The sequence below is a fragment of the Neorhizobium fuzhouense genome, from assembly GCF_042611105.1.
GTDB classification, from domain to species: Bacteria; Pseudomonadota; Alphaproteobacteria; order Rhizobiales; family Rhizobiaceae; genus Neorhizobium; species Neorhizobium galegae_A.
The window spans coordinates 604,061-619,394 of the sequence record NZ_JBHFFP010000002.1; the positions used below are offsets into that span (position 1 = coordinate 604,061).

15 protein-coding genes and 1 tRNA gene are annotated in these 15,334 nt (G+C 62.0%); 8 read left to right on the forward strand and 8 right to left on the reverse strand.

Features of this window, described 5'->3' with window-relative positions; all coding sequences use genetic code 11:
• Positions 1–88: 88 nt before the first annotated feature.
• From ACEXP3_RS06730 to ACEXP3_RS06755, 6 genes are all read left to right on the forward strand, one after another.
• Entirely contained in the window at positions 89–1,174 is a 1,086-nt protein-coding gene (locus tag ACEXP3_RS06730; protein WP_377296559.1) for an ABC transporter ATP-binding protein, read from the forward strand.
• A 44-nt stretch (positions 1,175–1,218) separates the two neighbouring features.
• On the forward strand, positions 1,219–2,508 hold the full coding sequence (locus tag ACEXP3_RS06735) for an ABC transporter substrate-binding protein (protein ID WP_377296560.1): 1,290 nt from the start codon (positions 1,219–1,221) through the stop codon (positions 2,506–2,508).
• A gap of 288 nt (positions 2,509–2,796) precedes the next feature.
• On the forward strand, positions 2,797–3,702 hold the full coding sequence (locus ACEXP3_RS06740) for an ABC transporter permease (protein ID WP_377296561.1): 906 nt from the start codon (positions 2,797–2,799) through the stop codon (positions 3,700–3,702).
• 3 nt (positions 3,703–3,705) lie between these two features.
• Positions 3,706–4,524, forward strand: a complete 819-nt coding sequence (locus ACEXP3_RS06745) for an ABC transporter permease (RefSeq protein WP_377296562.1) — start codon at positions 3,706–3,708, stop codon at positions 4,522–4,524.
• Positions 4,525–4,527: 3 nt separating this feature from the next.
• Positions 4,528–5,271 carry an aspartate/glutamate racemase family protein gene (locus tag ACEXP3_RS06750; protein WP_377296563.1) on the forward strand — a complete coding sequence of 248 codons (744 nt, stop codon included), beginning with the start codon at positions 4,528–4,530 and terminating at the stop codon, positions 5,269–5,271.
• The gene (locus tag ACEXP3_RS06755; protein ID WP_377296564.1) at positions 5,268–6,107 is read left to right on the forward strand and encodes a GNAT family N-acetyltransferase; all 840 of its coding nucleotides are present in this window, start codon (positions 5,268–5,270) and stop codon (positions 6,105–6,107) included. Before ACEXP3_RS06750 ends, ACEXP3_RS06755 begins: the two co-directional genes overlap by 4 nt.
• Here ACEXP3_RS06755 and ACEXP3_RS06760 read toward each other — a convergent pair whose 3' ends face one another.
• The 3 genes from ACEXP3_RS06760 to ACEXP3_RS06770 all read right to left on the reverse strand — a co-directional run bounded on the left by ACEXP3_RS06760 (position 6,108) and on the right by ACEXP3_RS06770 (position 8,435).
• Positions 6,108–6,935, reverse strand: a complete 828-nt coding sequence (locus ACEXP3_RS06760) for a universal stress protein (protein ID WP_377296565.1) — start codon at positions 6,933–6,935, stop codon at positions 6,108–6,110.
• 135 nt (positions 6,936–7,070) lie between these two features.
• Positions 7,071–8,054, reverse strand: coding sequence for a 1-phosphofructokinase family hexose kinase (locus tag ACEXP3_RS06765; RefSeq protein WP_377296566.1), 984 nt, complete (start codon positions 8,052–8,054; stop codon positions 7,071–7,073).
• A 186-nt stretch (positions 8,055–8,240) separates the two neighbouring features.
• Positions 8,241–8,435 carry a hypothetical protein gene (locus ACEXP3_RS06770; protein WP_210104208.1) on the reverse strand — a complete coding sequence of 65 codons (195 nt, stop codon included), beginning with the start codon at positions 8,433–8,435 and terminating at the stop codon, positions 8,241–8,243.
• Between the two features lie 411 nt (positions 8,436–8,846).
• Between ACEXP3_RS06770 and ACEXP3_RS06775 the strand changes: the two genes are divergently transcribed.
• Positions 8,847–9,068 (forward strand): RodZ family helix-turn-helix domain-containing protein, encoded by a 222-nt coding sequence (locus ACEXP3_RS06775; RefSeq protein ID WP_210104207.1) that lies wholly within the window; start codon positions 8,847–8,849, stop codon positions 9,066–9,068.
• 97 nt (positions 9,069–9,165) lie between these two features.
• Here the strand turns inward: ACEXP3_RS06775 and ACEXP3_RS06780 are convergent.
• The 3 genes from ACEXP3_RS06780 to ACEXP3_RS06790 form a co-directional block, all read right to left on the reverse strand.
• Positions 9,166–9,242, reverse strand: a tRNA-Met gene (locus ACEXP3_RS06780).
• Positions 9,243–9,377: 135 nt separating this feature from the next.
• Positions 9,378–10,574, reverse strand: a complete 1,197-nt coding sequence (gene mnmA, locus ACEXP3_RS06785; RefSeq protein ID WP_377296567.1) for a tRNA 2-thiouridine(34) synthase MnmA — start codon at positions 10,572–10,574, stop codon at positions 9,378–9,380.
• Between the two features lie 157 nt (positions 10,575–10,731).
• The gene (locus tag ACEXP3_RS06790; protein WP_377296568.1) at positions 10,732–11,862 is read right to left on the reverse strand and encodes a mechanosensitive ion channel family protein; all 1,131 of its coding nucleotides are present in this window, start codon (positions 11,860–11,862) and stop codon (positions 10,732–10,734) included.
• A gap of 149 nt (positions 11,863–12,011) precedes the next feature.
• Between ACEXP3_RS06790 and ACEXP3_RS06795 the strand changes: the two genes are divergently transcribed.
• Entirely contained in the window at positions 12,012–12,443 is a 432-nt protein-coding gene (locus tag ACEXP3_RS06795) for a DUF1810 domain-containing protein (protein ID WP_377296569.1), read from the forward strand.
• 2 nt (positions 12,444–12,445) lie between these two features.
• Here ACEXP3_RS06795 and ACEXP3_RS06800 read toward each other — a convergent pair whose 3' ends face one another.
• Positions 12,446–13,465, reverse strand: a complete 1,020-nt coding sequence (locus tag ACEXP3_RS06800) for a Tim44 domain-containing protein (RefSeq protein WP_377296570.1) — start codon at positions 13,463–13,465, stop codon at positions 12,446–12,448.
• Between the two features lie 206 nt (positions 13,466–13,671).
• Positions 13,672–15,267: a phosphoglycerate dehydrogenase gene (gene serA, locus ACEXP3_RS06805; RefSeq protein ID WP_210104203.1), complete on the reverse strand. Its 1,596-nt coding sequence runs from the start codon at positions 15,265–15,267 to the stop codon at positions 13,672–13,674.
• Positions 15,268–15,334: the final 67 nt, after the last annotated feature.

The following is a 15,334-nucleotide window of genomic DNA, read 5'->3' on the forward strand; positions in this document are numbered from 1 at the left end:
TCGACACCAATTAAGTGCCCGAGATTCCAGATGAAGCAGCACTTGGCACGGCGCATGCATTGCTGTTGGCCAAGACAAGGGAGTCCCCATGACGAAAGCCGCAGAAATAGACATCGCTTCGGTCTCGAAGGTCTACGGCACCACAACGGCCGTCCACTCGATCAGCCTCAAAATCCCCGCCGGCAGTTACTGCTGCCTGCTCGGCCCCTCCGGCTGCGGCAAGACGACGACGCTGCGCATGATTGCCGGCCATGAGACGATCACCAGCGGCGATGTGCTGCTGGGCAACAAGAACGTCACCGATCTGGCTCCGGCCGAGCGCGGCACGGCGATGATGTTCCAGTCCTATGCGCTGTTTCCCCATCTCGATCTTGTCGACAATGTTGCCTTCTCGCTGAAGATGAAGGGCGTCGACAAGGAGACCCGCCGCGCCAAGGCGCTCGACATGCTGAAGCTGATGCAGCTCGATGCCTATGCGACGAGACGGCCTGCCCAGCTTTCGGGCGGCCAGCAGCAGCGCGTGGCGCTTGCCCGCGCACTGATCACCGATCCGGAGGCGCTGCTGCTGGACGAGCCGCTGTCGGCGCTCGATCCCTTCCTCAAGGTGCGCATGCGCGCCGAGTTGAAGAAGCTGCAGACCTCGCTCGGCATCACCTTCGTGCATGTCACCCACAGCCAGGAAGAAGCGATGGCGCTCGCGGACATTGTCGTTGTGATGAACGATGGGCGCATCGAGCAGGCGGCGCCGCCGCGCACCGTGTTCGAACGCCCGGCAACCGCTTTCGTCGCACGCTTCATGGGCGATCATAACGTGATTTCCGGCCGGGTGACTGAGGTCAGCGAAGGCCGCCTGACGCTTGCCGTCGCCGCCGGCGCAAGCTTTTCGGCACCGGCAGACACCGCCGAGATCGGCGCTCCGGCCGATATCGCCATCCGCACCGACCGCGTTCAGGTGGGTGTGGACGCCGCAGACGGTTACGGCTTTACCGGCACCATCAACAATATCGAATATCGTGGCTCCTCCGTGAAGCTCGCCGTCAGCGGCGCCGGCATCGAGGATTTCACGGCCATCCTCAGCGACAAGGTGTTCTTTGCCAATCCCGTCAAGGTCGGCGAAGCCATCCAGCTGTCCTGGAACGCCGAGGACGTGATCGTTCTCGGGCGCCCCTCCTAACCACGAGCCAAAACACAAACAACAACCTTCAGAGGAGACATGGCATGACCAATACAACGAGCAAGCCTTCGGGCATCAGCCGCCGCAGCCTGCTGAAAACGGCCTCTGCCGCCGCCGGTCTCGCCGCCGGCTCGGGCGCCATCACCGGCTTCCCGACCATCTGGGCGCAGAACCCGATCACGCTGCGCCAGTTCGGCACCGGCGTGTCGAACATCAATGCCATTGCCGAAAAGTGCAAGGCAGACCTCGGCATCACGCTGGAAATGACGGCAACCGATTCGGATGCGGCCGCCCAGCGCGCCGTCACCCAGCCGAATTCCTACGACATCGCCGATATCGAATACTGGATCCTGAAGAAGGTCTTTGCCGCCGGCGTCATCCAGCCGATGGACGTGAAGAAGCTGAAATATTACGACAAGGTCGTTCCGCTGTTCAAGACCGGCAAACTGAAGCCGGACAGCGTCATTGCGCAGGGCACGGCCCCGCACACGGTCGGCTTCGTCGAAAAGCCCGGCGACAAGAAGTTCGCCAAGGGTGAGACCCAGTGGTTCACCATGATGCCGACGATCTACAATGCCGATACGCTTGGCATCCGCCCCGACCTCGTCGGCCGCGAGATCACCTCCTGGGCCGATATCATGGACCCCGCCTTCAAGGGCAAGACCTCCATCCTCAACATCCCCTCCATCGGCATCATGGATGCGGCCATGATCATGGAAGCCATGGGCAACATCAAGTACAAGGACAAGGGCAACATGACGAAGGAGGAGATCGACAAGACGATCGACTTCCTCATCAAGGCCAAGCAGGGTGGCCAGTTCCGCGCCTTCTGGAAGTCCTTCGACGAATCGGTCAACCTCATGGCATCGGGCGAAGTCGTCATCCAGTCCATGTGGTCGCCGGCCGTTGCCGCCGTGCGCTCCAAGGGCATTGCCTGCAAATACCAGCCGCTGAAGGAAGGCTATCGCTCCTGGGGCGGCGGTCTGGGTCTGGCCTCCCACCTCAAGGGGGCGCAGCTCGATGCCGCCTATGAGTATATCAACTGGTACACGTCAGGCTGGGTCGGCGCCTATCTCAACCGCCAGGGCTACTATTCGGCCGCCATGGAAACGGCAAAGGGCCATATGTCGGCCGACGAGTGGGGCTACTGGATCGAAGGCAAGCCTGCCCAGGGCGACATTCTCTCGCCGGAAGGCAAGGTCATGGAAAAGGCCGGCGCCGTGCGCGATGGCGGTTCCTTCGAAGACCGCATGGGCAAGGTCGCCTGCTGGAACTCCGTGATGGACGAAGACCGCTACATGGTCCGCCGCTGGAACGAGTTCATCGCGGCCTAACGTCTGACATCGCGGCTGGCAGGTTCGTGGAGGCACATGGCCTCCTCTTCAAAAACGCCCCTCCCGGCCTGCCGGCCACCCTCCCCACAAGGGGGAGGGAGATCCGCGGACCTGCTTCGGTCTTGAAGCGGGATCCGGACAAGGAGACGCGCCGGACGACAAACCCGCTCCGCGGCTCGCTGCGGAGTATTCCCTCCACGGAGGGCAGGACTTGGCCGCTTGCGGTCTCCCCCCTTGTGGGGGAGATGGCCGGCAGGCCAGAGGGGGACTTTCCCGACAGGAGACGATATGACCACAGTACGCTTCATCGGTGTTGGCGAACCGAAGCCGAAACGCAGCCTGCGGCTGCCGCTCAAGCTCGTCTCCTACCTGCAGGCAACGCCGCTCACCCTCATTCTGGCGGCCTTCCTGCTTTTGCCGCTTCTGATGATCATCACCGTCAGCTTCTGGGATTATGACTTTGCCCAGATGTATCCGGATTTCGTCACCTTCAACTATACCGAGACGCTGGGCTCGTGGGTGACCTGGAAGACCTATCTCAATACGCTGAAATTCGCATTTCTGGTCTGGGCTATCACGCTGTTCATCGGCTTCTGGGTCGCCTATTTCCTTGCCTTCCACATCCGCACCGCCGCCATGCAGATGGTGCTGTTTCTCGTCTGCACCGTGCCCTTCCTGACCTCCAACATCATCCGCATGATTTCCTGGATCCCGGTGCTCGGGCGAAATGGCCTGATCAATTCCGGACTGATCCATGCGGGCCTGATCGCCGAGCCAGTGGAATGGCTGCTCTATTCGGATTTCGCCGTGGTGCTTGCCATGGTGCATCTCTACACGCTGTTCATGGTGACGCCGATCTTCAATACGCTGATGCGCATCGATAAAAGCCTTGTCGAAGCCGCGCGCGATGCCGGCGCCTCCAGCGTTCAGGTGCTCACCAACGTCATCCTGCCTCTGGCAAAGCCGGGCATGGCGATCGGCACCATCTTTGTCGTGACGCTGGTGATGGCGGATTTTTCCACCGTGCAGGTGATGTCCGGCGGCCAGAGCGCGTCCGTCGCGCTGATGATGAAGAACCAGATGTCACTTCTGCAATATCCGGCAGCGGCCGCCAATGCTGTGGTGCTGCTCGTCCTCGTTCTCCTGATGGTCGCGGGCATCCTGCGCATCGTCGATATCCGCAAGGAGCTTTAACCGATGTATGCCGACAAGCGCTCCCGCGAATTCTATATCCTCGCCATCTTCTTCGGCCTCTTCGTGCTGTTTCTCTACGGGCCGCTGTCGGCCATCCTCATCCTGTCCTTCCAGGGACCGAACGGGGGGCTGACCTTTCCGCTGAATGGCGTATCGCTGCGCTGGTTTGCCAATCTTCTCGAAACGCAGGCGGTGGGCGATTTCGGCGGTTCGTTCCGCCGCTCGCTGATGCTCGGCATCATGGTGATGCTGGTGACCGTTGCCGTGTCGCTGCTCGCCGGCCTTGCCTTCCGGCGCAAGTTCTTTGGCGCAACCGTGCTGTTTTATCTGTCGGTCGCAAGCCTCGTCGTGCCCTCCATCATCATCTCGCTCGGCATCGGCGTCGTCTTCCAGCAGTTCGGCATCCAGCCGGCCTGGTATTCCTCGGCCTTCGGCGCGCATCTCACCTGGACGCTGCCGTTTGGCGTGCTGATCATGTTTGCCGTGTTCAACCGCTTTTCGCCGTCCTATGAGGAAGCCGCGCGCGACCTTGGCGCCACATCCTGGCAGACGTTCCGCTATGTCGTCCTGCCGATGATTGCCCCATCCCTCATCGGCGTCGGCCTGTTCGGCTTCACGCTCTCCTATGACGAATTTGCCCGCACCCTGATGACGGCCGGCACCTACAATACGCTGCCGCTCGAGATCTATGGCATGACGACCAATGTGACGACGCCGGTGCTCTATGCGCTCGGCACCGTCACCACCGTCTTTTCCTTCCTCGTCATTGCCGGAACGCTCGGGCTCATCATCGCCATGAACCGTCGCCGGTCCAAAGGCTGATCGATGCGCATTCTCCTGATCAATCCGAACACCACAGAAAGCATGACGGCGACTGCCGCGGATGCCGCCCGCCGGGTCGTGGCCATCGGCACCGAGATCATGCCCGTCACCTCGAAGATGGGTCCGGTCTCCATCGAAGGCTATTATGACGAGGCGCTGGCCGTGCCCGGCCTGCTGGTGGAACTTGCCGAGGGCGAAAAGGCCGGCGCCGATGCCGCCATCATCGCCTGTTTCGACGATACCGGGCTTGATGCGGCGCGTGCGCTGGCCTCCATTCCCGTCATCGGCATCTGCGAGGCGGCGCTTGCCTCTGCCGCCTTCATTTCCCAGCGCACCACGATCGTCACCACCATGGAACGCTCGCGCTTGCCCATCGAACATCTGGTGCAGCGCTATGGTATGGCAGGGCGCGTCAAGGTGCGCGCCGCCGATATTCCGGTTCTGTCGCTGGAAGATCCCTCATCGAACGCGCGCGAAAAACTGCGGGCCGAAATGGCGGCGGCTTTGCGCGACGACCGGGCGGATGCCATCGTGCTAGGCTGTGCCGGCATGGCGGACCTGACGGCAGAGCTTTCCCGCGAGTTCGGCGTGCCGGTGGTGGATGGCGTGGCGGCGGCCGTCAAGCAGGCTGAAGCACTGGTGACGCTAAAACTCTCCACCGCCAAGCGCGGTGCCTATGCCTTTCCGGTGGAAAAGCCCTATCTCGGTCTTCTGGAAGGGTTTCGGCCCAAGGCGATGACCGCATGACGGCGGCCAAGATCCGGGTGCTGACGCCGGCAGAACTCAGCCAGCTCATCGGATGGGCAGAGGCGGAAGGCTGGAACCCCGGACTTGACGACGCGGCCGCCTTTCACGCCGCCGATCCGTCCGGCTTCTTCGGCTGTTTCGTCGATGGGCAGATGGTCGCCGGCATCTCCGCCGTGGCTTACGGCGAAACCTTCGGCTTCATCGGTCTCTACATCAGCCAGCCGGATCATCGCGGCAAGGGCTATGGCCTGAAGGTGTGGGATCAGGCCATGACCTATCTTGCCGGTCGCAGCATCGGGCTCGATGGGGTGCCGGCGCAGCAGGCAAACTATGCCCGCATGGGCTTCGTGCCGACCTATGGCACCCTGCGCTGGAGCGGGCGCTATCCGGCGCTGCCGCCGCGCCATTCCCCTGTTGTCGCGGTGACCCCTCAGCATTTCGACGCGATCGAAGCCTTTGATGCCCTCGCCTTTCCGGCCCCGCGCACGGCTTTCCTGCAGGAATGGCTAAAGCCGCCGCGGATCGCGCGGGCGATCTTTTGCGGGCAAGACCTTGCCGGCTACGGTGTCGCGCGCCGCTGTCATGAGGGGGTGAAGATCGGGCCGCTGTTTGCCAGCACCGATCAGGATGCGGAAGCCCTGTTTTCGGCGCTCGCAACGGCGGCCGGACCAGAAACGCTGTCCATCGACGTGCCGGAAAGCCAGACGGCGTTCTCCACCCATCTCGCCGGCCTTGGCTTTGCAAAAGGCTTTGAAACGAAACGCATGGTTCACGGCGCTCCCCTCATCTGCGAGGAGCGCCTTGTCTTTGGCGTCACGACGCTGGAGCTCGGCTGATCAGCGGGCGAGAAGGACTGGCACCGGCGCCTCTTCGAGAAGCGCCTGGGTGACGCCACCAAACACCCGTTCGCGCAGGCGTGAATGGCCATAGGCGCCCATGACGATCAGGTCGGCGCCGATCTCGCCCGCATGGCTTTTCAGCACATCCTCGACGGGACGGCCACCACTCGGCAGCTGGTCTACCACGACGGTCACGCCGTGGCGCGCCAGAAAGGCTGCGACATCCGCCCCCGGTTCACCGCCATTGACCGTATAGGACGCATCCGGATCGATCAGCGTCACATGCACGCTTTCCGCCTGGGTGAGGATCTCGATCGCTTCGCGGGCCGCCCGCCCGGCTTCGGCACGGGAATTCCACGCCAGAAGCACCGTCTTCACCTTGACCGGCGCCTGCCCGGCCGGCAGCAGCAGCAGGGGACGCCCGGCATCGAACACGGCGCCGTCCACCACGGCATTGATGAGGGCCGACTGCGCCCGGAGCTTCGGCCCCACCACGACGAGATCGGCATATAGCGCCCGCTGGAAGATCGTATCGGCGAGGAAGGACCGCTCGGTATAGAAGCGGTCGATGTCGAAGGGAATTTCGGCGGTTTCGCAGTGGGTTCGCGCCAGATCGGCGACCGCATGAAGCGTCTTCAGATCTTCGACGCGCTGGTCGAGCCAGGCGGTGCCGACCGGATAATCGCCCACCGTCGGGGGCGCTGCGATATCCACCACCAGAAGCGAAAGATGGGCGCCGAGCTGGCCTGCAAGATCGGTCGCGCGGTTGATGTCGGCGGCGTCTTCATGGCTGCCGATGATGGCCAGAACTGTCTTGAACAACATGATGGTGCTCCCTTTGCCAAGGCCGCGTCGGCCTCGTTGAAAGGGAGCTTAGGCGCATCACACCCCGCCCCATATGATCTCTGTCAAAAACAGGGGGCAAAAGCCGCAGGCTTCGCCCCTTTGCGCCTCACGCGGTCACGCGCTCGCCAGCCAGGCAGCCGCCTGCTCCTCGTGGCGGGCAGCGCAGGCATCGCCATACAGTTTCAAAATATCTGCGCGTTGGCAGAGTTCGGTTCCCTCGGTCATCACGGCGGCGGCGCCGGCTGCAAGGCCGAAGCGGAAGGCCTCGCGGATATCCTGTCCCTTCGACAGCGCCCAGACGATTGCGCCGACAAAACTGTCTCCGGCACCGACGGCCGAGCGCACCGTCACCCTGATCGCCGGCATCAGAAGGCGCCCTTCCGGGCCAACCAGCAGGGCGCCCTCCTCCCCCAGCGTCAGCGCCACATAACGGGTCACACCGCGGGCGACGAGGTCGGCGGCAAAGGCTGCGGCCGTCTCGATATCCAGCCCATGGCCGACGAGCCGTTCCAGTTCGCTGAGGCTCGGCTTGAAGAGAAAGATGCCGCCCTCGGCAATCGCTGCCGACAGCGCCTCGCCGGACGCGTCCAGCACGAAACGCCCCCCGTTTGCCGCCGTCAATCGCGCCATGCGGGCGTAAGTGTCAGATGAAACGCCGCGGGGCAGGCTGCCGCTTGCGACCACATAGGCCCATCTCCGCTCTCCGACGAGGTCCATCACCGGTTCCACTTCGAGCGGCGAAACCGCGGGACCTTCTGGCACGAAGCGATATTCTAGCCCGCTCTCGTCCTCATGAACCATGAAGGCGATGCGCACGGAGCCCTTGATGGGAAAGATATGCAGCCCGAGCGGCAGCGCCCTCAGCGCCTCGACGAGAATGGTTCCGGTGGCGCCGCCTGACAGCACCGCCACATCCGCCTCGCCGCCCATTTCGGCAATGAGCCGCGCTACGTTGACGCCGCCTCCCCCCACTTCCTGGCGCTGGTTGCGCACCCGCATCTTGTGGGTCGGCACGATGCGCGTGACGTCGTTCGACAGATCAAGCGTCGGGTTGAGGGTGATGCACAGAATAGCGGGCGGAGACATCGGTTGGGACATCGGCGGAGCGCTCCAGGGCGAGGATCATCGAACGCAACCACACCAAGTCGCGTCAGGCTTCAAGGAGCTAACACGCAAGGCGGCAAATCGTTTGATCCAGCGCATCCACGGCCGAATATTTCTCCGCCCGCCGCCCTCATGGCCATAGTGCAATGCGGCAATGCGGGCATGCGTTCAGATCAGGCGTCAGTAGATCGGGTACATGCCCCAGAAAAAGGCATCCGAGGGCAGATCCCTCTCTTCGGTCGCATCGGCCTTTTTGTCCGGCCCATTCCCTTCGCGTGCAACCGCCTGATCACTTTTGCGTTCATGGCTGAGCGTGGATTTCTGCCCCAAGCCAAACAGGTCGAAACCAAACTGCATAAAGCCTGCTATCATCATTCAAGCCTCCAGTTGGAAGGGCATCATGCCCATATTGATTTCACCGCAAGTCGAAGCGGTCGTCAAGATGGCGAAATGCCGGCAAAAATCCGGCAGAAAACCGTCCATGACGCTCCTGCAGGCTCCGTTCCGCTGTGATTGCCGCCTTTATGCAAGATATCTCTAATTTACATCAATCGGCCAGCATCTCGCTAACCGGCGCGGTGTATACAAGGATGACGGGTGGCCGATCCTTGGTGCGGACCGAAATACGCACGGCTTCGGCGACGTGCCCTGCGCAAAACCTTGGACTCTGCGGCAGAAAGGACTATCTATGTTGCGCTGCAGCAAGTTCACCGCGTATCGCGCAGCGTCCTTTGAGCTGATGCCCAAAATTTCCGACCTTGGTCGGCACTACCAAAGGAGTTGATAATGACAATGTCCCAGACCAATTTTGATAAAAGCCAGCCTGTCTCCATCGCCGGCGCGATCGCCGAAGGGCGTCGTGCATCCGGCTATAGCCTGGAAGACCTGGCCATCACCTGCGGCTTGACGGTTGAAGAACTGGAAGCCATCGAAGCCGGCGCGGATCAGGATCCCGCCCATGTCCGCCGCGTCGCCGCAGCGCTCAAGCTGCAGACGCTTGCCCTCTGACCAGACTGAAGCTTGCCGTAGAGCGGGTCAAAAGCCCGCTCTCACGCCTCCTGCAAGGCGGACATCTTTGTCGAACATCTTGATAAATTGGAGATTTTGGTAGCGGGGGGCGGAATTGAACCGCCGACCTCAGGGTTATGAATCCTGCGCTCTCACCAACTGAGCTACCCCGCCAAGAGCGACTTCCGTGTGTCAACTGTGTGACCCGTCCGGCGCGCTGGAGGGCTTATAAAGGGATGCTCCGACCAAAGTCAAGCGCGCTTGCGGCAAAAAGCCAGGGCTTTCTGCGCGCGAATTTTCAAACGCTGCTCAGGCTGCCGCCGGCGTCGAAAGAAGCGCCTTCAGCGATGCTTCTGCTGCCGCATCCCGCTCCGAGCGGTCGATGAAACCGCCGCCATAGACGCGGGCATCCGCCCCTTCCGCCGAATAGAGCACGCAGGCCTGGCCGGGCGCGACGCCTGCTTCGCCGATCGCCAGATCCACATAGATGCCGTTTTCATCCGCATGCAGCGTGGCAGGCGTTGGCGGGCGCGTGGAGCGCACCTTGGCAAAACAGTCAAAGCCGGTGCGCGCATCGTCGGCCAGTGCCTTGTCGCCGATCCAGTTGACATCGCGCAGATAGACCCGGCGCGTTTCCAGCGCCTCCCTTGGCCCGACGATCACGCGTCGACCGCGCGCATCGAGATAGACCACGTAGAGCGGCTCGCCGGTCGCAACGCCGAGCCCCTTCCGCTGGCCGATCGTGTAATGCAGGATGCCTTCGTGGCGGCCAAGCACCCGACCGTCGATATGGACGATCTCGCCGGACAGCGCGGCATTCGGCTTCACCTTGTTGATGATATCGGCATACTTGCCCTGCGGGACGAAACATATGTCCTGACTATCGGCCTTCTTGGCAACGACCAGCCCCATGTCTTCGGCGAGAAGCCGCACATCCGCCTTCGACATGCCGCCGAGCGGGAAGCGCAGGTAATCGATCTGCTCCTGGGTCGTGGCAAACAGGAACCAGCTCTGGTCGCGATCGGCATCGATCGGCCGAAACAACGCGCGACGGTTCGGATTGTCCGGCGACGGATTGCGGCGGGAGCGGATGTAATGGCCGGTTGCCAGCGCATCGGCGCCCAGATCCTTCGCCGTTGCCAGAAGATCGGCAAACTTGACGGTCTGGTTGCAGGCAACGCAGGGGATCGGCGTTTCGCCCATGGCATAGGCTTCGGCAAACGGGTTGATCACCGTTTCCCGAAACCGCTTTTCATAATCCAGAACGTAATGGGGAATGCCGAGCGTCTCCGAGACGCGGCGTGCATCGTCGATGTCCTGGCCGGCGCAGCAGGAGCCGGCGCGGTGCACGGCGGCACCGTGGTCGTAAAGCTGCAGCGTGATGCCCAGCACATCATAGCCCTGGCGTTTCAAAAGGCCCGCGACCACGGAGGAATCCACGCCGCCCGACATCGCCACGACGACGCGCGTATCCTCCGGCTTCTTGTCAAAATCCAGCGTATTCACAGGAACTCTCTTCATCATCAGCCGGGGCCTGGCCTGCGCTGAGGCAGCGCCGCCCCGCAACGGTCGGGTCTCGCCGTCAGGAATAGACTGTGGATATAGAAAGAGCGCGGCAAAAACGCAAGGTTTACCGCGTTCTCAGAGGCGCGCGTGCGGTCTGCTACTGCTGCATCGTGCGCCCATCGGCCGTGGCAACCACCCCTGCGGCGCGCGCCTCTTCCACAATCGTGCCCGACGCCCGCACCTGCGGCAGGGCATGCGGATACTCCCGCTGGATGAAGTCCACTAGTTTTTCGCGCACTTCGCAGCGCAGGTCGAAGGCCTTGCCGGCATCGGGCGCCGAGACGAGGATGCGGATTTCCATGACATTCTGCTTGAAGTCCGTCACGGCGACATTCACCACCTGGCGATCCCAGAGCTTTGACTTGCCGGCGATTTCCTCCACCTTATGACGCAGGACCGAAACGGGAACCGTATAATCGAGATAGATCATCACGGTGCCGATGAGGGCTGCCCCTTCCCGCGTCCAGTTCTGGAAGGGGTTTTCGATGAAATAACCGAGCGGCAGGATCATCCGGCGCCAGTCCCAGAGCTTGACCACCACATAGGTCGAGGTGATTTCCTCGACCTTGCCCCACTCGCCTTCCACCAGCAGCGCATCATCGATGCGGATCGGCTGGGTGATGGCAAGCTGGATGCCGGCAAACAGGTTCTTCAAGACCGGCTGCAGCGCAAGGCCCAGCACGATACCGGCAACACCCGCCGATGCCATCAGCGAAACGCCATACTGGCGCACCGCCGGAAAAGTCATCAGCGCGAAGGAGAGCGTAAAACCAATGATCAGCGTCGCCGCCACCCGCTCCAGGATCCGCGACTGGGTGACATGCTTGCGCGCCAGAAGATTGTCTTCCGCATCGAGCTTGAAGCGGCGCAGATAGACGGTCGTCCAGATATGCAGCGTCGTGCGCGCCATCCAGCCGATGAGAAGGATGAAGCAGAGAAGAAGGCCGTGACGCAGGAGGCCGGTCTGCTGGTCGCTGAGCGGCGCAATACCGATCGCCGGCACCATGACCCAGGCAACGATGGCCAGCCTCATGGGTTGTTCGGTGCGCGAGACGAGCGACCGCCAGAAAAGATCCCGTTGGGCAACGATCCGGGTAAGGATCCGGAAAACGAAACGGTGGATGAGAGATCCCACCAGCACCGCGGCCACGAGCACGATCATCGCCAGCAGCCAGTTGGGCAACCAGCTGATCACGAAAGAGAGATAGTCTTCAAGACGCTGTTCCATCCACAGGCACTTAGGGTGCAGTGCAGCAGAAGAAAGGGAAACGGGCTGAATTTCCCGTGAGGCGGATACAACTGAACGGCGAAACCCAAAGCGTGCCGAAGCGTTAGGGGCAGGTATCGATCATGCACATCAAGAAGGAGCCATCCATTATGGCGGACGAAAAATCTCTGCGACGGTTCATCGAAGCGCAGGCGCCGGTCTATGCCGAGGCGCTGGCAGAACTGCGCCGCGGCGCCAAACGGTCGCACTGGATGTGGTTCATCTTTCCGCAGATCGCGGGGCTTGGCCATTCACCGACGGCGCGCTTCTATGCGATTGCCGACCGCAAAGAGGCGCAGGCCTATCTTGCCCATCCTCTGCTTGGCAGCCGGCTCGCCGAATGCACGCAAGCCATGCTGATGCACCCGGACAAAACGGCAAACGCCATCCTCGGCTCGCCGGACGACCTGAAATTCCGCTCGTCGATGACGCTGTTTGATGCGGTGTCGGAAGCGGATACAGAAAAGGGCTCGCCTTTCGGACAAGCCCTTCTCACATTCTACGATGGCAGGCCGGACGAAGCGACGCTTGCCCGGCTCTGATCTTAGTTGACGCCCTGGATAGCAGACAGCTTCCAGGCCTCGCCGCCCTTGCGCACAAAGGTCCAGATTTCAGTCGCCTCGGTCGGATGCGTCGCATCGCCGGAAACCACCTTGCCCGTGTCACGGTCGCGCATCACGTCGATGCTCTGGTAACGCATGGCAACGGTTGCGTATTCCAAGCCATTTTCGCGCCAGGCTTCCGACAGGTCACCCTGCAAGAGCTGCACGTCCTTCACCTCGTTGCGCTGGCCGTTCGTGGCATTCTCGCCCAGTTCCTCGGCGAGATATGACATGGCTTCGGGCGTGGTCAGCGCGCGCAGGCGGGCATAATCTTCCGCACCATAAGCGCCCTGCACCTCGGTCAGCATCTTTTCGAACTGGTCGAAATCACGGTTTGTGATGCCGATCTCATCCGTGCGGGCCGAGGCGGCACGGGGCTTTTGCGCAGAGGCTGCAGCGCTGCCGCCGAGCGACCCCATCTGCGGGATCTTGAAGCCACCGAAATTATTGCCCTGCGGCGCCTGCGTTTCATAGCGACCAAGACCGCCGGCCGGACCGCTGGCGGCCGGCTGCTGGCGACGGGCAAAGAAGCGCATGGCCAGGAAGATCAGGCCACCGATCAACAGCATCTGGAACAGCATGCCGAACATGCCGGCCATGCCGCCGAAACCATTGCCCATCAGCATGCCGAACATGCCGCCAAGGAAAAGGCCACCCAGAATGCCGCCGCCGAAGCCGCCGAACAGGCCGCGGCGCTGGCCGCCTGCCGCCTGAGCGCCAGCCGCCGTGGCCGGATTGGTCGCCTGGCTATTGGGCGTCATCGAACGCTGGATCGGCGCGGCGGTCGTCGGTGCGGTGCTGGTGGATGGCGGGGCGGAATAGGTGCGCGTGCCGCGGCTGCCGAAACTGCTGCCGCCACCGGCGCGACGCGCCTCGGCAAAATCCACCGCCGAAAGCGATACGACCATTCCGAGCGCCAGCACGGACAGAACGTGCCTGTAGCGTCGAAGCGTTGAAAACATTTCTCTCTCCTCACAGAAGCGCCTTTTGAGGGCGTTGCTTCCTATATAGAGAGCATGGGTTGCAGCTGTTAGGTGATCGGATGGAATTTTTCGAAATCGTGATCACTGTTGATCGGCGATTTGAGTGAACCACCCTCCCCTAAAACACAAAAGACCCGGCGCGGAAACGCTCCGGCCGGGTCCCGATGGCTAAGAGGCCAGAACGATCAGTCGACGTTGAACGTCAGCGGCTTGGCCTGCTTGATCGCCGGGTTTGCGGTCAGCTGGTCGAGAACGGCCTGCTCGACGGCACCATCGACATAGAGCAGCGCGATGGCATCGCCGTTTTCCTTCTCGCGACCAAGCTGGAAGTTGGCGATGTTGACGCCGGCATTGCCGAGCGTCGTGCCCATGAAGCCGATCATGCCGGGAACGTCGGTGTTGGAGATGTAGATCATGTTCGGACCGACATCCGCATCCATGTTGATGCCCTTGATCTGGATGAAGCGCGGCTTGCCATCGGAGAAGACGGTACCGGCAACCGAGCGGGTCTGCTTGTCGGTGGTGACCGTCAGCTTGATGTAGCCGTCATAGACGCCGGTCTTGTCGCGCTTGACCTCGGAGAGCACGATGCCCTTTTCCTTGATCATGATCGGGGCCGAAACCATGTTCACATCGGCAACCTGATTGCGGATGAGACCGGCCAGCAGCGCCGAAGTGAGCGCCTTGGTGTTCATGCCGGCGGTGGCGCCGTCATAGAGGATTTCGATCGCCTTGATCGGGCTTTCGGTCACCTGGCCGGCAAACGAGCCGAGGACGTCGGCGAGACGAATGAACGGCTTCAGGATCGGTGCTTCTTCCGCGGTGATCGAGGGCATGTTGATGGCGTTGGACACCGCACCCTTCACCAGATAGTCCGACATCTGTTCGGCAACCTGGAGGGCGACGTTTTCCTGGGCTTCCGTGGTGGATGCACCAAGATGCGGCGTGCACACGACGTTCGGCAGGCCAAACAGCGGGCTTTCCTTGGCGGGTTCGACTTCGAAGACATCGAAGCCGGCACCGGCAACATGGCCGGACTTGATGGCTTCGGCAAGGGCTGCCTCATCGACGAGACCGCCGCGGGCGCAGTTGATGATGCGCACGCCGGGCTTCGTCTTGGCGATGTTTTCCTTGCCGAGGATGCCGCGCGTCTTGTCGGTCATCGGCACATGCAGGGTGATGAAATCGGCGCGCGGCAGAAGCTCCTCGAGCTCAACCTTCTCGACGCCCATTTCCTGGGCGCGTTCGGCCGAGAGGAAGGGGTCATAGGCAATGACATGCATGCCAAGGCCGATCGCCTTCTTGCAGACGATGCCGCCGATATTGCCGGCACCAATGACGCCGAGCGTCTTGCCGGTGATTTCGACACCCATGAACTTCGACTTCTCCCACTTGCCGGCCTGGGTCGAGGCATCGGCCTGCGGCAGCTGGCGGGCAACGGCAAACATCAGCGCGATGGCGTGTTCGGCCGTCGTGATCGAGTTGCCGAACGGCGTATTCATCACGATGATACCGCGCTTGGAGGCGGCCGGAATATCGACATTGTCGACGCCGATGCCAGCGCGGCCGATGACCTTCAGGTTGGTCGCGGCAGCGATCAGCTTTTCCGTCGCCTTGGTGGCGGAGCGGATGGCCAGGCCATCGTAATTGCCGATGATTTCGGCAAGCTTATCCTTGTCCTTGCCGAGCTGCGGCTGGAAATCAACGTCTACGCCGCGATCGCGGAAGATCTGGACGGCGGTTTCCGACAATTCGTCGGATACGAGAACGCGAGGTGCCATGAGAGGCCTCCTTCAGAAGGGTTCAATCTGTATGGGGAAAGCGGCTTCGCCGTATGGCGAAGCCGAA